Genomic DNA, 18,771 nt, shown 5'->3' with positions numbered 1-18,771 from the left:
AAGGGAACCCTTTCCGCCTAGACTGCGCTCATGCAGCGCACCCGGTTCGGCGACATGGCCTGCTCGATCGCCCGCACGCTGGACGTCGTCGGCGAGCCGTGGTCGCCGTTGATCCTGCGGAACGTCTACGTCGGCATCACCCGCTTCGAGCAGCTCCAGCAGAGTCTGGGCATCTCCCGCAAGGTGCTCACCGAGCGGCTCAAGTGGCTGGCCGAGAACGGCGTGCTGGAGCGGCGGGAGTATTCGAGCCGGCCGCCGCGCCACGAGTACACGCTCACCGCCAAGGGCCTGGAACTGTGCGACCTGCTGCTGGTGATGGTGCGCTGGGGGGACCGGTGGACGGCGGGCGAGGCCGGCCCACCGGTCCTCTACCGGCACCACGCCTGCGGCGAGATCAGCCACGTCGAACTGCACTGCTCGGTGTGCGACCGGCCGATGCGCGCCACCGACATCGACGTGCTGCCCGGCCCCGGAGCGGAGAACGGCTGAAGCGCCTGCCGGTGGTCGAGATCGGCCGCGCTGTGCGTTCAGACCTTCGCGGCGGCCTCCGGAGCCGCGTGGCCGAGGTGCTCACGCAACCGCTCGCCCTCGATGTCGACGTTGGGCAGAACGCGCGCGAGCCGGCGGGGCAGCCACCAGGCGCGGTCGCCCAGCAGCGACATCACGGCCGGCACGATGGTCATCCGGACCACGAACGCGTCGACGGCCACGCCGAAGGCCAGGGCGAAGCCGATCGACTTGATGATCGGATCGTCCATGAACACGAAGCCGCCGAACACCGAGATCATGATGAGCGCGGCGGCGGTGACGACGCGAGTGCCGTGTCCCAGCCCTGAGATCGTCGCCTGGCGCGCCGTGTCGCCGTGGACGAAGTCCTCCCGCATCCGGGAGACCAGGAAGACCTGGTAGTCCATGGCCAGGCCGAACAGGATGCCGATCATCAGGATGGGCAGGAAGCTGACCAGCGGCCCCGGGGTGTCGATGCCGAACAGGCCGCTCAGCCAGCCCTGCTGGAAGACCGCGACGGTGACGCCGAAGGTGCCGCCCACGGTGAGCAGGAAGCCGAGCGCGGCCTTGACCGGCACCAGGATGGAACGGAAGACCAGCATCAGCAGCAGCACCGACAGGCCGACGACCAGCAGCAGGTAGACGGGCAACGCCTCGGCCAGCTTCGCGGAGATGTCGATGCCGATCGCCGTCTGGCCGGTCAGGGACACGTCGCCGCTCTCCGCGACCTTGGCGCGGATGTCGTGGACGAGGGTCTCGGTGGCCTCGTCGGTGGGGCCCGTGGCCGGGATGACGCCCAGCAGGGCGGTCGTACCCGCGGCGTTGAGCTGCGGCGGCGTGACCGCCAGCACCCCCTTGGTGGCCTGGATCGCGGTGGCGGCCTCGGTCGCGGCGCGCGTCGTGGCCTCCGCGGACCCGCCGGTGACGACGGCGGCCAGCCGGCCGTTGAATCCGGGCCCGAAGCCCTCGCTGATGAGGTCGTACGCCTGGCGCGCCGCCGTACCCTCCGCCGCCGTTCCGGCGTCGGGCAGCGCCAGGCGCATCTGCGCGGCCGGTACGGCGAGGCCGCCGAGCAGGAGCACCCCGGCCACGATGAACGACACCCGCCAGCGGGTCACGACGTACGCCCAGCGGAACCCGAGACCGGGGCGCGTCGCGGCGGTGGCGTGCTCCGTCCTCCGCTGCTTGCGGGGCAGCACCCGGAGGCCGGCGAAGCCGAGCAAGGCGGGCTGGAGGGTGATGGCGACGAGCACCGCGACGGCGACGGTGGCCGCGGCGGCCAGGCCCATCACGGTGAGGAACGGGATGCCGACCACGGCGAGGCCCGCGAGGGCGATCACCACCGTGGCCCCGGCGAAGACGACGGCCGAGCCCGCGGTGCCCACGGCCCTGGCGGCGGCCTCCTCCGGGGTGAGCCCGTCGAGCAGGTACTGCCGGTGGCGGGAGGTGATGAACAGCGAGTAGTCGATGCCGACGGCCAGCCCCAGCATGAGAGCCAGCACCGGGGCGGTGCTGGTCAGCTCGACGGCGCTGCTCAGGGCGAAGAGCCCGGCCATGCCGGCGCCGACGCCGATCAGCGCGGTGAGCAGGGTCATCCCCGCCGCCACGAGCGAGCCGAAGGTGATGACGAGGACCACGGCCGCCACGGCGACGCCCAGGCCCTCGGTCCCGCCGATCTCCGGCGCGGCCGCCATCACCTCGCCGCCGTGCTCCACCCGCAGCCCGGCCGCCCGCGCGCTCTTCCCGCTGTCGTGGTACGCGGTGCGCTGCGCGGCGGTCAGCTGGTCGGCGGTCTCGGCGAACTGCACCTGCACCAGGGCGTAACGGCCGTCGGCGGAGACGGCGCCGACCTGGAAGGGGTCGAGGGCCGCCACCGCGCCCGGCAGCGCGGCGGCCTCCTTGACGAGTGCCCGCACCGCCGTCTGGTTGCCCGGCGAGGCCAGCGCCTGTCCGTCGGGGGCGGCGACCACGATCGTGCCGGTGGCCCCCGCGGCCTGCGGGAACTGTTCGGCGAGAGCGTCCAGCGCGCGCTGGGACTCGGTGCCCGGCATGCTGAAGTTGGAGGCCGTGGGGCCGTTGAACGCCGCAGCCGAAGCGCCGAGGACCGCCAGGACGGCGATCCACAGAGCGAGCACCAGCCGCCGACGGCGGAAGGATGCGCGGCCGAGCCGGTAGAGCAGTGTGGCCATGAAAGTGGGGGTCCTTCTCAGGGGTGGGTGAGATCGCGGTCAAGGGTGCGCAGCGCGCTCCTGATGAGGACGCGGCGCAGCTCGGCGTCAGGCAGCGGGGTCGGGCTCGTGCAGACGGCGGGCACGGCTGCGAGCACCATCAACGCGGCCACGCGGGGCTCCGCGTCGGGGGAGCGACCGGCGAGCGCGTCCAGCAGCCGGTCCGACTTCTCCGGGACCTCGGCCAGCGCCGCGTGGCGGAGCATCTCGGGGATGGCGTCGTAGAGGATCTTGACCTGGCGCCGGAAGCGCAGCACGAAGTCGACGTACCCCTCGACGGCCGGGAGGACGGCCGCGTCGCCTTCCAGCCCGGCCAGCCGGGCGTCGAGCTCGGCGAGCGCCCGCACCGCGGGGGCCAGGAGCTCGGTGAGGATCGCGTCCTTGCCGTCGAAGTGGTACAGCAGGGCCGCCTTGGAGCAGCCGACCTCGCGGGCGATGTCCTGCAGGGAGGTGCCCTTGTAGCCGCTCGTGGCGAACAACCGTGACGCGACGTCGATGATCTCCGTGCGGAAGCCGGAACTGTTGCGGGCCATGGACCCCACACTACCTGACCGATCGGTCAGACTCTGACCGATCGGTCAGCACTGTGATCATCACCACAGTCCGGGAATGTCGAGTCGCTATGGGCGGGCGGTCCGGTCCTCGCGGTAGCCGAGGGCGGCGGACAGGAAGCGGGACTGCTCGGTCAGTGTGTCGAGCATGCGCGACCGGGTCTCCGCGCCGACGCGGATGCTCGGCACGGCGCAGCTCATCGCGGCGACCACCGTTCCATCGCGCCCGTACACGGGGACGGCGACGCAGAACACGCCTTCGGTGTACTCGCCGTCGTCGATCGCGTAGCCGCTGGCGCGGACCTCCCGCAGCACGCGGGTCAGTTCCGGCACGTCCGCCACGGTGGTCGCGGTGAAGCGCTTGAGCTCGGCGCCCTTCAGCCTGTGGTCGAGCTCTTCGGGGTCGAGGCTGGCGAGGAGGACCTTGCCCAGGCCGGTGGCGTGGGCGGGCAGGCGGCTGCCGATGCGCGAGACGAGCTGCAGAACCTGGTCGGAGTCGACCTTGGCGATGTAGACGTTCTCCAGCCCGTCCAGGACGGAGAGCTGGACGGTCTCGCCGAGGGCGTCGCGAGCGGCTTCCAGATAGGGCAGGGAGACCGTCGCGAGATCGGTGCCGGCACGGTAGGCCTGACCGGCTTCCCAGTACCGCACGCCCAGCCGGTAGACCTTTCTGCCGGGGTCGAAAACCAGGTGACCCCGGCCGCTCATGACCTTGAGAAGGCCGTGCAGGCTGCTCTTGGGAACCTCAAGGGCAGCGCGGATCTCCGGGAACGTCATCCCGTCGGGATGCTCGGTGAGGAGTTCGATCAGCAACAGGACGCGCAGCGCCGACTTGATCGTGGGGGTGCTGTCCTCGTCGCCGCTCACTGTCCACTCCTCAGGATTCCTCGTCGTGACATCACGTGTTCACATTAGCGAACCGCGATCCACATAGGTGAATCTAGCTCGCCGGCGTGAACGACCGGACGGGCAGCGAGCACCGCCCTCCGGGCCCGACGAGCAGCGCGCCCAGATTCAGCTGACCGCAGGCGAACTGGGTCGGCTCGGCGAAACGCTCCTCGAAGAGGACCGCTCCGCCCGGTTCGGTGATCAGCACGTTGTCGTAGAGGGTACGGTCGCCGTCCACCCGGCCGTGGCGGAATCCGACAGAGCCGCGCGCGTGCGTGCCGTCGGTGACGCTGTCGACCTCGATGCCGTCGATCAAGGTGGTGATCCGGTCGCCGATCGCCCGGATCGTCAGGTGGTGGTGGCGGTTGACGGCGACGAAGTCCGGCAGCGGGAGGACCGGCAGGCGCCTGATGGCACCCCGCTCGAAGATCAGCCGGTGCAACTCGCCGCCGTTGCGCGCGGGCTGGATGGCCCACCAGTAGAAACTGCCCTGATCGAAGTCCGCGGCCACCTCGTTCACCCGGAAGGCCACCCCGGCGGACCAGGTGGTGATGCGCAGGTCGAGATCGACGGTGTAGTCGGTCCAACCGTCGCCGAGGGTGCCGCCTGCCACGGCGGCCGGGCCGTGGCCCGCCGCGTTGACCGCGTGTACGCGGTACAGGTGCTTCACCCCCGCCGTCGCCCCGTCGTCGAGGTATCGGCGCCGCATGGTGCCCTGGCTGTAGCCGGTGGCGAGGGTGACGAACGGGCCGTCGCCCGACTTCCGCTCGACGACGAAGGACTCCGCCCCCTCGGCTCCGTCGATGAGGAGCTCCACGCCGCGCGAGGCGGGCCGTACCTTCAGCCGGGGGACGGCCGGTGTGCTCGCCGGGCGGAGGTGGAACTCCTCGGCGTACAGGTCGGTGGTGCCGTCGGGCTGGGGGCGTGACACGACCATCGAGACGATCCCCTGTTCCTTCCAGCGCGTCCTGTCGAACTTCGGGCCCTGGTCGAGTAGCCCGACCGGGGCGTCGCCGACCCGGTAGACGGTCCAGTCCGACCAGCCCGAAGCCGCGCCGGCGACGTAGCCGTAGAGGGCGCCCGACACGATCGAGTAGAAGTGCAGGTCGCCGCTGTCGTCCACGAGGGCGTCGCCGCGCCGGAACGGCTCGGCGTGGGTCAGCGTGTTGATCGGCGGCAGCTTGACGGACGTGTCGTCGATGAACTGCCGGTGCCACGCCCCGTCCGCGGTCCGCCAGAAGTGGACGTAGTGGAGGTTCGACGTGGAAGGCGTCACCGGCACCACCGTGGAGACGTAGGTGATGAGGTGCGGCTGCCGCGCGCTGTCGAGGGTCATGACGCCCTGGTTCATCAGGTTCGAGTTGATCGGGACCTCGACGACGACGGCCGGGTCGGACAGCTCCAACGGGTCCCCGGCCGGCAGGTTCGCGATCTGGGCGCCGGTGTTGTTGCGCCAGGTGAGGCCGTTGTCGTCGCTGTAGGCGTAGTGCACGTCGTGGTTGGAGGCGAAGGTGCTGGCGACCTCGCGCCAGGTCCACGTGAGGTGCAGCCTGCCGGTGTCGTCGAAGGACACGTCGAACAGGTAGGCGTTGCGCGAGGTCGAGTTGTTCCACGGGGGGTAGGTGCCGTTGGAGGACAGCAGTTGTCCCGTGCGCGACCAGGCGCCGGCGACGTCGTCGTAGCGGTGCAGGTAGGTGTCGCCGTCTCCGGAGGATCCGACGCGGTAGACGAGATACAGGTCGCCACCCGGATGCTGGACGAATCGCGGATAGGTCACCCGCTCCTCGAGCGGACCGGCCCCGACCAGCGGTCCCGGGCTTTCGAAGTGAGCGGGCCCGATGGTCGCCGGCGGTGAGGTGAGAAGGCCCTGGACCGACCGCATGTAGCGCAGCGGGTGCCCGTGGTGGTCATAGGAGAGGTGCAGGCGGCCGTCCGCCTCGCTCACTCCCAGAACCGCGTTGTGGTGGGTGTCCTGGGGAGCCGACAGGCGGTGGGGGAAGCGTACGAGCTGGACGTCGTCGGTGCCCAGCCGGCGGCGCGACAGCGTGAGGCGCAGGTCGTCGGAATAGAAGATCGCGTACTGGTAGTCCCCCACGGTGAGGACCTTCGACTGGTCGGGGGCGTAGTTGTTCCAGTCGTGGGTGTCGGTGGCGATCAGCGTCGAGTGTGCGGGCGTGAGCCTGGCCGGCGAGGCGGCGACCGGTACGGGCCGGTCGGCTCCGGCGACGCCTTGGCCGGGCAGCCCCATGAGCAGGGCGGACGCCGAGGTGATGAGCACGAGTGAGCGTCGTAGATGTCGTAACAGCGCCATGACCACTCCTGGTTCACGTATATGAACTTGTGTTCACATACAAAATTAGCAGGCGTGAGAGCTCCTTGCCAGAGTGGCGATTTCGTTTCGGATGGGCTGTTGACACCTCAAGGGACGGGGAATACCGTTCAGAAATCCGATCGCTAGTTCATGAATCTGAACATCTGAGGTTCGCCCAGCGAACCGGGAGGAGCGTGGCAGTGAATCGACGGGCAGGCACCAGCCGCACCCGCTGGCTCCGAGGGGTGGCTGCCACGGCGGTGTTCGCGGTGAGCCTCACGGCATGTGGCGGAGACGCCTCGACGGCCTCCGGCGGCGACGTGATCCGAGTCTGGACATTTCTCAGCTCGGAGGGCACGTCGCCCCGTGAAGTCGTCCTCAACGAACTCATCGCCCAGTTCGAAGCGCAGCACCAGGGCGTCGACGTGGTGGTCGAGGCCCAGCCCTTCGAGGAACTCGAATCCAAGTTCATGACCGCCTCCCAGCGGGGTGACGCGCCCGACGTGATCTGGGCCCGCGACTCCTTCCTCCACCTGCTGGACCGGGCGGGCGCGCTGGCGGACCTCAACGAGCACCTGAGCAAGGAGTTCACCGGCCAGGCGGTACCGGACATGTTCGACGTGTTCACCGGGAAGGCCGTGTTCGACGGCCGCCGGGTGGCGCTGCCGATCTGGCCGACCCCCGCGCAGGTCCTCTTCTACCGCGAGGACGTCCTCAAGACCGCCGGGCACGACGGCCCCCCGCTGCTCTGGAGCGACTTCTCCACCGCGGTGCAGGGGCTGACCACGGGGTCGCGGTTCGGCCTCGGCCTGCCCACCAACGACACCGGCGTCACCCGTTCCTGATGCTGCTCAACGGCTTCAAGAAGGAGGTCTTCGACCAGGAGACGGGTCGCTTCGATCTGCTGGGGCCCGAATCAGTGCGGGTGGCCGAGACCCTCCGGTCCCTGGCGACCTCGGGCGCCGTCCCCGGTGACGCCATCACCGCCACCGGGCAGGACATCCAGGACCAGTTCGCCTCGGGCCGGTACGCCGTCGCCATGGCGTTCGGGCCGCGCTACTCCGCCTACGTCGACTCGGCCGCCGGGTACGACGCTTCGACGCTGAAGGTCAGGGCCTGGCCCAGCTTCGACTCCGACTCGCCGAGCGCGCTGCTCGGGCCGTACTGGAACGTCGGGTTGTCGGCGAAGTCCGGCAACCTGGGCAAGGCCGCGGCCTTCGTCGAGCATCTCTACAGCAAGGACGCCTCACTCGCCTGGGCGAAGAAGGCGGGGCAGGTCCCGGACCGCCGGTCCGTGCTGAAGGATCCCTTCTTCGCCACCGGCAAGGGCGAGGTCATCACCGACTTCGTCAAGATCATCGAAGCTGACGGGGCGCGCGTGCTGCCGCAGCGGATCGAGGACGTCACCAAACTCGCCAACGTGCTCAACGGCGCCGTCCAGCGGCTCCTCGGTACGAAGGACGACATCACGACGATCCTGAAGGACGCGCAGTCCGAGCTGGGCTGGCAATGAGTGCCGTCCTGGAGGGACGACCCGCTCAGCCGGAATCCCCGGCTCCCCGGCGGCGGGCCGCACGGGCGCCCTACCTGCTGGTGGGCCCGGCGGCGCTGCTGATCATCGCGACCAACCTGATCCCGGGGCTCGCGGCGTTCTACACGAGCCTGCGCGACATGGTCTTCTTCCATGACCGCGGCTTCGTGGGCATGGACAACTACGCCGAGTTGTTCGGGAATCCGGCCACCTGGAAGGCGGTCGGGGTCTCGCTGCAGTTCACGTTCGCCGCGCTCGTCCTCGGGGTGCTGGCCGCCCTGGTCACGGCGTTGGTGATCAACAGGATGGGCGGGACCGGCCGGCTCATCATGACGCTCTTTCTCATCCCGTGGGCGATGAGCCCGCTGGTCGTCGCCATCCTGTGGAAGTGGATCCTCGCCCCGTTCGAGGGCGGGCTGCTGGTCGGGATCCTGCAGTTCGTCGGCCTGGGTCCGGTGGCGTTGCTCTCCGACGACCTGGGGGCGCCCGCCGCGCTGGTCGGCGTGGCCGTGTGGCGTACCTTCGCCTTCGGCGCGATCCTCCTGCTCGCCGGGCTCGCGCAGATCCCGGCGGACCTGTACCGAGCCGCGTCGGTCGACGGACACAGCGCCTGGGAGCAGTTCCGGCGCATCACGCTGCCCCTGCTCAAGCCGTCGATCCTGATCGTCGTGGCGACGCTGACCATCAGCTACTTCAACGAGGTCCAGGTCATCATCGGGCTCACCGAAGGCGGGCCGATCAAGGGCACGACGACCCTGTCATACCTGCTCTACGAGATCGGTTTCGAGGAGAGCAACCAGAGTTACGGCAACGCCATCGCGGTGCTGATGTTCGTCATCAACATGCTGCTGATCCTCGCCTATGTACGGATTCTCGGCATGGACCGGCCGAAGCGACGAGTGGGGGCAGGACGATGACGCGGCGGACTCTGTTCACGACCTTGCTGGGACTGGTCCTGGCCCTGGTGGTGGGCCCCCTGGTGTGGTCCCTGGCGACCTCGCTCAAGCCCTCCGGGCAGATCCTCTCGGCGCCGCCCGCGCTGCTGCCCGACCCGGCCACGCTCGACCACTACGCGCGGCTCGGGCGCGAGGGCGTCGGGCGGAACCTGCTCAACAGCGTCGTGAACTCCCTCGCCACCGTGCTCCTGGCCTTGGTCGGGGGTGCGGCGGCCGGGTACGCGATGTCCCGGTTCCGGTTCAGGGGGTCGCGTTTCCTGCTGGTGTTCTTCATCGCGGCGATGACGATCCCCGCGTACTCGCTGCTGCTGCCGACCCAGCTCCTGTTCGACCGGATCGGGCTGCTCGACTCGGCGGTGACCCTGCCGCTTCTCTACGTCGCCCACGTGATCCCGATGGTGGTCTGGGTGACCAAGACCCAGTTCGACGCGCTGCCGATCGAACTGGAGCAGGCCGCGACGGTCGACGGCTACTCCCGCTGGGAGGCCGCGCGCAAGATCGTGATTCCCGGCGCCAAACCGGCGCTGATCGCGGCCGGCGCCTACGCCTTCCTGGTCGCCTGGAACGACTACATCACCGCGGCGACGATGACCTCGTCGCCCGCGTTGCGGACCATGCCGGTGGCGCTGACCTTCTTCCAGGGATTCCACGGCCGGGAATGGGGGCCGCTCATGGCCGGGGTGGTCATCGCGACCATCCCGCCGGTCGTGCTCTTCATCGTGTTCAGACGCTATCTGGTCGGAGGCTTCCTCTCCGGCGCGATCAAGGGATGATGACAGTGACAGACCGTAGCGCCTACCCGACCAACAGGGCCGCGGGAATCAAACTGAGCAAGCTGACCAAGAAGTTCGGCGATGTCGTCGCGGTCGACGCCCTCGACCTGCGGATCGAGGCGGGTCAGTTCGTCACGCTGCTCGGGCCGTCCGGCTGCGGGAAGAGCACGTCGCTGCACATGATCGCCGGGCTCGAGCGGGCGACCAGCGGCACGATCGAGATCGGCGGACGCCTGGTGTCGGAGGTGCCGCCCCAGGATCGCGACATCGCGATGGTCTTCCAGAGCTACGCGCTCTACCCGCACTACACGGTGTGGGAGAACATCGCCTTTCCGCTGCGGGCCAAGCGCCGCCGTACGTCGAAGGCCGAGGTGGAGGAGCGCGTGCGGTACGCGAGTTCGGTGCTCGGGCTCGACGGGCTGCTCGACCGGTACCCTCGCGAGCTCAGCGGCGGCCAGCGGCAGCGCGTCGCCCTCGGGCGCGCGACGGTCCGGCAGCCCGCGGCGTTCCTGCTCGACGAGCCGCTGTCCAACCTCGATGTCCAACTCCGCCTCGAGATGCGATCAGAGCTGAAGGACCTGCACGAGCGGCTCGCGGCGACCATGGTCTACGTCACGCACGACCAGGCGGAGGCGATGGTCCTGTCGGACCTGGTCGTGGTCATGAACGGCGGAGTCGTGCAGCAGGCGGGCACGCCCCTGGACTGCTACAACAATCCGGCCAACACGTTCGTGGCCGGGTTCCTCGGCGAGCCGGGCATGAACCTGCTGCCCGGCCGGCTCGAACGTGAGCGCCTGTTCGTGGCCGACGGCGTCCGCGTCCGCGTCGGCGAGCCGCTGCCCTCCGTCGTCGGCCGCGCGGTCCTCGGTGTGCGGCCGGAGAACCTCGCCCTCGGCGCGGCCGGTGACGACGGAATCACCGGTACGGTCCGTTCGGTCGAGTTGCTCGGTTCACGGTCGCTGCTGAAGGTCGTCGTCGACGGCCAGACCGTGACGGCGAGCGTTCCGCCCGTGGTGGGCGTCGGGCCGGGTGAGGAGGTCACGCTGCGGGTCACCGACAGCGCGCACACCCGGGTCTTCGACGCCGACACCGGATCGTCGCTGACGGTCTCGCCGCCCGCGCCGCTGCCCGGCCGTCACGACACCCTTCATCGCGTCACCCCCTGACCCACCTACGACGCCATCGACCCCTCACCCCACGGAGGTATGGAATGTCGGAACGTGTCACGCTCATCACCGGTGCCGCGGGAGACCTCGGCTCGGCGGTCGCACGACGCCTCAGTGCGAACGGCGACTCCCTCATCCTGGCCGACCTCGACGCCGGGGCCCTGGAGAAGCTCGAACACGAACTCGGTGCCGCCGGAGGGGCGGCGCTGGCCGTACAGACGGACGTCACCGACGAGGAGTCCGTCGCCGGGCTCGTCGCGCGCGGGCTCGAGCGGTTCGGCCGCATCACCGCGCTGTTCAACAACGCCGGGATCTCGGGTGGGACCTTCCCCATCGCCGACCATCCGCTGGAGAGCTTCCGGCAGACCATCGAGGTCAACCTGATCGGGATGTTCCTGGTGCTCAAGCACGCGCTGCCCGTGGTCGCGGCCAACGAGGACGGGTGGGTGGTCAACACGGCGTCGGAGGCGGGATTGAAGGCGAACGAGCGCCGGGGGGCGTACGCGGCGTCCAAGGCCGGGGTGATCCAGTTGTCGCGTGCGTGCGCCCTGGAGTACGGCTCGCGGGGTGTCCGGGTGAACACCCTCTGCCCGGGGCCGCTCGAAGGCAAGCTGATGCGCGTCTCGGAGTCCGGCATGGACGACCCCGAAGCCTTCCGCCGGCGCCTCGCGGACGCGTCCGCCGTGGGGCGCTACGGCGAGCCCGACGAGGTGGCCGGGTTCGTCGCCTACCTGCTGACCGACGCCCCGCGCTATGTCACCGGGGCCGTGATGTCGGCCGACGGCTGCCGGCGCTGACGATGACGACCATCAGGAGGGTGACGACGCGGGGGCTGGCCTATCCGGCGGGCCCGCTGCATCGCGTGCGGTGGGGCGCGCGGGAGGAGGCCTGCCTGGTCACGGTCGAGTCGGACGACGGCGTCGTGGGCACGTCCATCGCGAGGTCGCACCACGGCCTGTCCCACACGTCGATCGCCGACGGGGTACGGCACGTGCTCGCACCCTTGATCATCGGGCGGCGGCTCGACGACCCCGGCGACGTGAAGACGCTGTGGTCGGCCATGATGCACCTCCATCTGGCGCAGTATGTGCCGGTCTTCGCGGTGAGCGCGCTGGACACCGCCCTGTGGGATCTCCTCGGCAGGGCGGCGGGGCGGCCGGTGGCGGCGCTGCTCTGCGACAAGCCGGCCGGCACGGTGCCGGTGTACGCGAGCCTCCCGCACTTCGACGGCGTGGCCGACGCCCTACGGTCGGCCGAGGCGACGCTCGCAGCGGGATTCTCCGCGCTGAAGGTGCACTCCACGGGCCGCCACGACCACGACATCGAGGTGTGCCGGAAGCTCCGTGCGGAACTCCCGGCCGGCACGCCGCTGATGTTCGACGCCACGCGGCGCCTCGACCGGCCCGCCGCCGAACGGCTGGCCGCGCTCCTGACCGAACTCCGGTTCGCGTGGTTCGAAGAGCCGTTCGAGCCCTTCGACGTCGACTCCCACCGGTGGCTGGCCGGGCGGTGCGGCATCCCCGTCGCCGCGTTCGAAACCGCGCCGGGCGGGCCCGACGCGGCCCGCTGGGCCATGGAGCAGCGGCTGGCCGAACTGCTGTTGATCGACTGCTACTGGAAGGCGGGCCTGACGGGCGCGCTGGCGGTCGCCGACGACGCCGCCAGGCTCGGGCAACGGCTCATCATGCACCACGGGGCGAGCGCCACCATGAACGCGGCCAACATCCAGCTCGTGGCGGCACGGCCGGAACTCGGCCACGTCGAACTGCTCGTGCCGTACGGGCAGTACGACGTCGGCGTCGTCCTGCCGGAGCTGGTGCCGGGGGCCGGCCTCCGTGTTCCGGCCGAACCGGGAATCGGCTTCCGCCTGGATGACGAGTTCCTCGACAGCCACACCGTGGCGGGCTCGGTGCGGGCGACGGACGCGCCGGCGGGCGTGGTGCCGTGACGCGCGTGGTGGTGATCGGCGCCGGGGCGATCGGCGGCTACCTGGCCGGACGGGCCGCCGACGCCGGCCACGAGGTCGTGGTGTGCGCCCGCTCGGAGATCGACGGGATACGGCTCGAACGCGACGGCGTGGTGCGCGCGCTGGACGTGCGGGTCGTGACGCGGGTGGCCGACGTCGCCCCGGCCGAGGTCGTGGTGGTGGCCACCAAGGCGCACCAGGTTCAGGGAGTCAAGGACTGGCTTCATGCCGCGGTCACACCGGCGACGACGGTTCTCGTGGCGCAGAACGGTATCGATCACCAACCCGTTGTCGCCGTGCTGCCTGGGGAGCCGGGGCGCGGCCGGGCCCGGGCGGTGCCGTCCGTGCTTCACGTCAGCGCCGGTCTGCGCGCTCCCGGGTGGGTGGTGCACCGTGCGGGTGACCTCGTCTACGTCCCCGACGACGACGGTGGCCGCCATGTCGCGGCGGTCCTGTCCGGTGACGCGCTCCGGGTCGTGCCCACCGCGCGGTTCCACCGGCTGCGGTGGGAGAAGTTCTGCCTGAACGTCGGCACCGGCGCGGTGACGGCGTTGTTCCGCGCACCGCTCGGCATCACCGCGCTTCCGGCCGTTTCCGGCCTGGTCCGCGGCCTCGTGGACGAGGCGGTCGCGGTCGGCCGGGCGCGCGGCGTCGCCCTGCCGGCGGACCTCACCGAGCGGATCCTGCTCGGCGTGCGGTCGCGGTCGCCGGACCACCGCACCTCGATGCTCGAGGACGCGCTCGCCGGCCGCCCGCTCGAACTGGCGGCCCTGAACCAGACGGTCGTCGACACCGGTGCCGTCGCCGGCGTCCCGACCCCCTTGAACGAACTCGTGGTCCGTGCCCTGACAGAGAGGAATGAGATCGGTGACTGACCCACAGGCGGGTTACCGAGGACGCCTGACCTGCGCTCAGGTGGACGGCGCCGTGGCAGCCGTACGGAAGGCCGCCGCGGAGGCGGGGCTGAACGTGACGACGGCCGTGGTGGACGAGGCCGCGGTCCTGCGCGCCTTCCACCGGATGGACGGCGCGTCGCTGATCAGCGTCGAGCTCTCGCTCGGCAAGGCCAGGACGGCATCGTCCACAGGCCGTGCCACCCACCGGTGGGCCGACCTGCTGCGCGACGACGACGATCTCCGCCGTCAGGCGACGACCAGCATGCCCGGCCTCGTCCTCTTCGGCGGCGGTCTGCCGATCAAGGACCGCACGGGCGCGTTGATCGGCGGCCTCGGCGTGAGCGGAGCCCGTCAGGAGCAGGACCTCGAACTGGCGAAGGCCGGTCTCGCGGCCATCGAATTCCTTGAGCGGAGCGCGTCATGACCTCGAACCCGTACGCGGGCGTCGATGTTTCGGGCCAGCGGATCCTGGTCGTCGGCGCGGCGGCCGGCATCGGCCGGGCGACGGCGGAGTTGCTGGCCGCCCGCGGAGCCCGGGTGATCTGCGCCGACCGCGACGCCCCGCGCGCGGCGGCGGTCGCCGCGAGCCTGCCCGGCGGGCAGCCGCTGGAGTTCGACATCACCGACGACCCGCGCCTGCGGGATGAGATCGCGACCCTGCTCGGCGACGGCCGCCCCCTGCATGCCCTGGTCAACTGCGCGGGCGTGACCGGTGTCACCGGCGCGCCCAGCCACGAGATCGACGTCAAGGATTTCGACCGCGTCGTCGAGGTGAACCTCCGGGGCGCGTTCGTGCTCTCCCAAGCCGTGCTGCCGCACATGACGCGGCATGGCTACGGCAGGATCCTGCACGTGGCGTCGATCGCCGGCAAGGAGGGCAACGCCGGCATGGTGTCCTACTCGGCGTCCAAGGCCGGCCTCATCGGCATGGTCAAGGCGATGGCCAAGGAGTACGCCGAGACCGGCGTGACGATCAACACGATCGCGCCCGCGGTGATCAGGACACAGATGGTCGACGCCATGTCCGCCGGCCAGGTCGACTACATGACCTCCCGGATCCCGATGCGCCGTTGCGGCACCCTCGACGAGATCGCCGAGGCGATCGCCTGGGCGGTCTCCCCGGCCGCCGGCTTCACGACCGGGTTCGTGTACGACCTCAGCGGCGGACGGGCCGTCTACTGACAGGGCGGCGCCGTTCCGCCGATGACTCACGGCGGGGGCGCTGACCGTACCGCCCCCTTGGAGGGGATGGTGCACTCTGGTCGGATGAGTGACACCAACGACGTGGCGACCGCTCAGGCCTGGGCCGCCCTCGGCGGGCGGGCCGACCTGATCGAGAGAGTGTCGTACGAGGGCGCGAGCGGCGTGCTGCCCGCACGGCTGCCGGTGCGGGAGCTGGCGCGGGCGACGGTGGGGGTGTGCTCGCTGGCTGCTGCGGAACTGCTGGCGCTGCGGCGCCCGGGGCCGGTACCCGTGGTGCGGGTGCGGGAGGGAGCGGTGGCCACGGCGTTCGTCAGTGAACGGCACCTGCGCGTCGACGGCCGGGCCCCGGCGTCCTTCGCGCCGTTGTCGGGCTTCTGGCGCGCGGCTGACGGCTGGGTACGCACCCACGCCAACTACCCGCACCACCGTGCCCGATTGCTGGGCGCCCTGGGCATCCCCGACACGGGCGACGACCAAGCGCTGGCCGGGCTGCTGGCAGGCGAGCTGGCGGCGCGCCCGGCGCGGTCGGTCCAGGAGACCGTCTACGCGGCGGGCGGCCTGGCCGTGGCCGTGGCCCCGGCCCCGGTTGAGGCGGCCCTCCCGCTGGTGGAGACGGATCTGGTCGGGGAGAGCGCCCCGCGGACGCTGCCCGCGGCTTCCCTGCCGGCCGGTGGAGTACGAGTCCTGGACCTGACCAGGGTCATCGCCGGACCAGTCGCGACCCGCACACTCGCCCTGTTGGGAGCCGACGTGCTGCGCGTGGACCCGCCTTGGCTGCTGGAGGACGGGGACGCCCACGCCGACACCGGCATGGGCAAGCGCTCCACCCTGCTGGAACTCTCCGCCCCCGCGGACCGGAGCGTCTTCGAAGACCTCCTCGGCTCGGCCGACGTCGTGCTCACCGGCTACCGGCCCGGCGCGCTCGACCGGTACGGCCTGGCCCCCGACTCGCTGCTGGCGAGGCACCCCGGCCTGATCGTCGCCCAGCTCTGCGCCTGGGGCTGGTCGGGACCTTGGGCTTCGCGGCGCGGTTTCGACAGCCTCGTCCAAGCCGCCAGCGGCATCGCCACTATCGAGGCTTCCGCCGACGGCCGCCCGGGAGTGCTCCCCGCTCAGGCGCTGGACCACGGAACCGGGTACCTCCTCGCGGCCGCGATCCTGCGCGCACTGACCGACCGCCAGGCGACGGGCGGCGGGCGACACCTGCGGCTGTCCCTCGCGGGCACCGCGTCCTGGCTGCTGCACGACCTCCGTCCCGCCCCCATCGAGGGCGGCACCTACACCCCACACCCCTGGCTGACCAAGACCGCGTCACCCTACGGGCTGCTCGACCACGCCCTCTCCCCGGTGAACTACGACGGGGCACCCCGCGACTGGAGCCACCCGCCCACCCAGTGGGGCAAAGACCTGCCGGCCTGGACCGCGCGGTGATGCTGGGCGAGTGCTACGAGGGGACCGGTGCCGCCTCAGGATGTGGGGTGACGCGGCGCCGTACCGCGAGGCCGAAGAGCACCACCAGCAGTCCGCACGCGCCGGACAGGGCGAAGGGGGCGGCGGGCCGCCACAGGTCGTAGAGCCAGCCGCCGACCCCGGAGACGATGAAGATGCCGATGGCGCCGCAGAGGAGCTGCACGCCGAACGAGGAGCCGCGGTAGCGGGCCGGGACCTGCTGGGCGAGCAGCGGCCCCGCCGTGGTGATGACGCCGATCTCGCCGAGGCCGATGAAGGCGGCCACCAGCATCATGCCGGGCCCGAGCGGGTCGCTGACCAGCAGGGTCGACAGGTAGGCGGCGGCCGCGACGGCCTGGGCGAGGATGACGACGTTCTGGCGCTTCATCCGGTCGCCGAGCCAGCCGAACAGCGGCGCGCCCACCACGATCACGGTGTAGGCGATGCCCACGATGGCGCCGCTCTTGGCCAGGGCTTCGGTGGCGGACATGCCGCGTACGGCCCTGGCGTAGTCGATGATCCACAGCGACAGGAAGCCGGCCACCAGGGCCAGGTCGGCCCTCGCCACGAAGGAGGCGGCGTAGGACAGCGCCACCCCCGGGTCGCGGGCCAGCCTGACTCCCTCAGCGATCAGCTGCGGCAGCGGTACACGCGGCGTCTCAGGCACACCCCAGCTCGGTGACAGGGTGTGGCGCAGCGCGAGCGCGCCGAGCAGCACCAGCGCGGCCACGATCAGGAAGCCGGTCCTGGCGGCCGCGGTGGGCGCCATCCCGCTCGTCTCCAGCATGCTGGGCAGCCTGACCAGCACCAGGACGGCGATCACCGCGCCGATGCCGCTGAACAGCCCGAGCCAGCCGTAGGCCCTGCCCCGCGCCGGGTCGCGCACATAGTCGGCGGTGATCGCGGACATGGTGATGTGCAGAGCGGCGATGCCGAGGGCGAAGACGACCCGCAACGCGATGAGAACGCCCGTGTTGCCCGCGAACGGGTAGAGCGCCGCGCCCAGCGCGCACAGCAGCAGGCCCGCGACGGCGATGGGGCGCCTGCCGATCCGGTCGGCCAGCGCGCCGTACCAGGTCAGGCTGAGGATCAGCGCGATCTCCGCGGCGATCTGCAGGTAGCCGGTGGTCCGGCCGAGGTCGTCGGAGGACAGCCCGAGGACCTCGCTGAGGATGTACGGCTGACCGGCAGGCAGGAAGGTGATGACCGCGGTGCCCGCGAATCCGAGCCCCATGCAGGCCCACAGGTTGGTCTTGCTGATGCCGGGCGCCGCGTCGAGACCTAACATGAAGTGATCATCGCAACCTTTGGTATAGATCGTCTAGGTTTGCCCCATGACCAGTGAGCGAGTGCCCCCGGGTATCAGCGCCGCCGTCCCCAACGTGGCGCGGATGTACGACTACTACCTGGGCGGCAAGGACAACTTCGAGGTGGACCGGCAGGCCGCCGAGAGGGTTCTGGGCATCGTCCCCGAGGTCGCGGGCGACGCCCGCAACAGCCGGGCCTTCCTGCAGCGCGCGGTGCGCCACCTCAGGGAGTTGGGCGTCGACCAGTTCCTCGACATCGGCTCCGGCCTGCCGACCGCGGGCCACGTCCACGAGGTGATCGACGGCGCGAAGGTCGTCTACGTCGACAACGACCCCGTCGTGCTCACCCACTCCCGCGCCCTGCTCGGCCACTCCCCCGGCGTCACGGTCCAGGAGGGTGACCTGCGTGAGCCGGAGAAGGTCATGGTGCGGGCGGCGGAGGTGCTCGACCTCGAGCGGCCCGTCGCCCTGCTGGTGGTGTCCCTGATACACTTCGTCTCCGACGAGGAGGACCCGGCCGACCTCGTCCGCCGCTACCGCGAGCTGCTGCCCGCCGGCAGCCACCTGGTGCTGACCCATGTCGCCCCGGACACCATGCCGACGAAGGCCGACCAGGTCAGCGCCGTCTACCAGCGCGCCACCTCCCCTTTCACCCCCCGCCGTCGCGCCGTGTTCGAGGGTTTCCTGGAAGGCTTCGAGCTGCTGGAGCCCGGCATCGTCAACACCCGCGAGTGGCGCCCGGATCCGGGCACCGACAAGTCGCGGGTCAAGGGGGACTACCACCTGTGCGCGGTGGGGGCCAAGCGGCGATGACGCGCGGTGAATCGGCGCTCCGCGGGTGGACCCCGAGCGTCAAGGTGCCATACTCGGCCTAGACGCGCAGGTTGTCATAGCTCTTGCCGCGATCGCCGGTGAGGGCAACCACGGCGCGGATCACATATCGACAAGGACCGGCAGCGGAACACCATCGCGCGGGGGATGCCGGTGGCAGCATGTCCACGACCATGCTCCGTCGAAGGTACGACCCCACTGCTGACGT

The 18,771-nt window shown here is 70.8% G+C and carries 18 protein-coding genes; 13 read left to right on the top strand and 5 right to left on the bottom strand.

Going from position 1 to position 18,771, the window contains the following annotated elements; translation table 11 throughout:
• Nucleotides 1-30 precede the first annotated feature (30 nt).
• Nucleotides 31-489: a helix-turn-helix domain-containing protein gene (locus ABZ911_RS11135; RefSeq protein ID WP_358054362.1), complete on the top strand. Its 459-nt coding sequence runs from the start codon at nucleotides 31-33 to the stop codon at nucleotides 487-489.
• A 38-nt stretch (nucleotides 490-527) separates the two neighbouring features.
• Here ABZ911_RS11135 and ABZ911_RS11130 read toward each other — a convergent pair whose 3' ends face one another.
• The 4 genes from ABZ911_RS11130 to ABZ911_RS11115 all read right to left on the bottom strand — a co-directional run bounded on the left by ABZ911_RS11130 (nucleotide 528) and on the right by ABZ911_RS11115 (nucleotide 6,485).
• Nucleotides 528-2,696: an MMPL family transporter gene (locus tag ABZ911_RS11130; RefSeq protein ID WP_358054361.1), complete on the bottom strand. Its 2,169-nt coding sequence runs from the start codon at nucleotides 2,694-2,696 to the stop codon at nucleotides 528-530.
• Between the two features lie 17 nt (nucleotides 2,697-2,713).
• Nucleotides 2,714-3,268, bottom strand: coding sequence for a helix-turn-helix domain-containing protein (locus tag ABZ911_RS11125; protein ID WP_358054360.1), 555 nt, complete (start codon nucleotides 3,266-3,268; stop codon nucleotides 2,714-2,716).
• An 87-nt stretch (nucleotides 3,269-3,355) separates the two neighbouring features.
• Complete coding sequence (locus ABZ911_RS11120; RefSeq protein ID WP_358054359.1) at nucleotides 3,356-4,153, bottom strand: IclR family transcriptional regulator; 798 nt, start codon at nucleotides 4,151-4,153, stop codon at nucleotides 3,356-3,358.
• Nucleotides 4,154-4,226: 73 nt separating this feature from the next.
• Nucleotides 4,227-6,485, bottom strand: coding sequence for a BNR repeat-containing protein (locus ABZ911_RS11115; protein ID WP_358054358.1), 2,259 nt, complete (start codon nucleotides 6,483-6,485; stop codon nucleotides 4,227-4,229).
• A gap of 200 nt (nucleotides 6,486-6,685) precedes the next feature.
• Between ABZ911_RS11115 and ABZ911_RS11110 the strand changes: the two genes are divergently transcribed.
• The 11 genes from ABZ911_RS11110 (at nucleotide 6,686) to ABZ911_RS11060 (ending at nucleotide 16,407) form a co-directional block, all read left to right on the top strand.
• Nucleotides 6,686-7,330 carry an extracellular solute-binding protein gene (locus ABZ911_RS11110; RefSeq protein WP_358054357.1) on the top strand — a complete coding sequence of 215 codons (645 nt, stop codon included), beginning with the start codon at nucleotides 6,686-6,688 and terminating at the stop codon, nucleotides 7,328-7,330.
• On the top strand, nucleotides 7,330-7,998 hold the full coding sequence (locus tag ABZ911_RS11105) for an extracellular solute-binding protein (RefSeq protein ID WP_358054356.1): 669 nt from the start codon (nucleotides 7,330-7,332) through the stop codon (nucleotides 7,996-7,998). The genes ABZ911_RS11110 and ABZ911_RS11105 overlap by 1 nt, the downstream gene beginning before the upstream one ends.
• Complete coding sequence (locus tag ABZ911_RS11100) at nucleotides 7,995-8,933, top strand: sugar ABC transporter permease (protein WP_358054355.1); 939 nt, start codon at nucleotides 7,995-7,997, stop codon at nucleotides 8,931-8,933. Before ABZ911_RS11105 ends, ABZ911_RS11100 begins: the two co-directional genes overlap by 4 nt.
• A complete protein-coding gene (locus ABZ911_RS11095; RefSeq protein WP_358054354.1) occupies nucleotides 8,930-9,745 on the top strand; it encodes a carbohydrate ABC transporter permease in 816 nt (271 codons plus the stop codon). Before ABZ911_RS11100 ends, ABZ911_RS11095 begins: the two co-directional genes overlap by 4 nt.
• A gap of 5 nt (nucleotides 9,746-9,750) precedes the next feature.
• Nucleotides 9,751-10,911 carry an ABC transporter ATP-binding protein gene (locus tag ABZ911_RS11090; RefSeq protein ID WP_358054353.1) on the top strand — a complete coding sequence of 387 codons (1,161 nt, stop codon included), beginning with the start codon at nucleotides 9,751-9,753 and terminating at the stop codon, nucleotides 10,909-10,911.
• 44 nt (nucleotides 10,912-10,955) lie between these two features.
• Nucleotides 10,956-11,708, top strand: a complete 753-nt coding sequence (locus tag ABZ911_RS11085) for an SDR family oxidoreductase (RefSeq protein ID WP_358054352.1) — start codon at nucleotides 10,956-10,958, stop codon at nucleotides 11,706-11,708.
• A gap of 20 nt (nucleotides 11,709-11,728) precedes the next feature.
• Entirely contained in the window at nucleotides 11,729-12,859 is a 1,131-nt protein-coding gene (locus tag ABZ911_RS11080; protein WP_358054351.1) for a mandelate racemase/muconate lactonizing enzyme family protein, read from the top strand.
• On the top strand, nucleotides 12,856-13,752 hold the full coding sequence (locus tag ABZ911_RS11075) for a 2-dehydropantoate 2-reductase (RefSeq protein ID WP_358054350.1): 897 nt from the start codon (nucleotides 12,856-12,858) through the stop codon (nucleotides 13,750-13,752). Before ABZ911_RS11080 ends, ABZ911_RS11075 begins: the two co-directional genes overlap by 4 nt.
• Nucleotides 13,745-14,197 (top strand): heme-binding protein, encoded by a 453-nt coding sequence (locus ABZ911_RS11070; protein ID WP_358054349.1) that lies wholly within the window; start codon nucleotides 13,745-13,747, stop codon nucleotides 14,195-14,197. The genes ABZ911_RS11075 and ABZ911_RS11070 overlap by 8 nt, the downstream gene beginning before the upstream one ends.
• Nucleotides 14,194-14,955 (top strand): SDR family NAD(P)-dependent oxidoreductase, encoded by a 762-nt coding sequence (locus ABZ911_RS11065; RefSeq protein ID WP_358054348.1) that lies wholly within the window; start codon nucleotides 14,194-14,196, stop codon nucleotides 14,953-14,955. The genes ABZ911_RS11070 and ABZ911_RS11065 overlap by 4 nt, the downstream gene beginning before the upstream one ends.
• 84 nt (nucleotides 14,956-15,039) lie before the next feature.
• Complete coding sequence (locus ABZ911_RS11060) at nucleotides 15,040-16,407, top strand: CoA transferase (RefSeq protein WP_358054347.1); 1,368 nt, start codon at nucleotides 15,040-15,042, stop codon at nucleotides 16,405-16,407.
• 13 nt (nucleotides 16,408-16,420) lie between these two features.
• On the opposite strand, the gene ABZ911_RS11055 is transcribed toward ABZ911_RS11060, so the two are convergent.
• Nucleotides 16,421-17,713 carry an MFS transporter gene (locus tag ABZ911_RS11055; RefSeq protein WP_358054346.1) on the bottom strand — a complete coding sequence of 431 codons (1,293 nt, stop codon included), beginning with the start codon at nucleotides 17,711-17,713 and terminating at the stop codon, nucleotides 16,421-16,423.
• A gap of 46 nt (nucleotides 17,714-17,759) precedes the next feature.
• On the opposite strand from ABZ911_RS11055, the gene ABZ911_RS11050 reads away from it, so the two are divergent.
• Complete coding sequence (locus ABZ911_RS11050) at nucleotides 17,760-18,545, top strand: SAM-dependent methyltransferase (RefSeq protein WP_358054345.1); 786 nt, start codon at nucleotides 17,760-17,762, stop codon at nucleotides 18,543-18,545.
• Nucleotides 18,546-18,771: the final 226 nt, after the last annotated feature.

The organism is Nonomuraea sp. NPDC046570 (assembly GCF_040645915.1).
Taxonomy (GTDB): Bacteria; Actinomycetota; Actinomycetes; order Streptosporangiales; family Streptosporangiaceae; genus Nonomuraea.
Note: the sequence above shows the minus strand (reverse complement) of the source record. Positions and strands in the feature narration are given on the sequence as shown.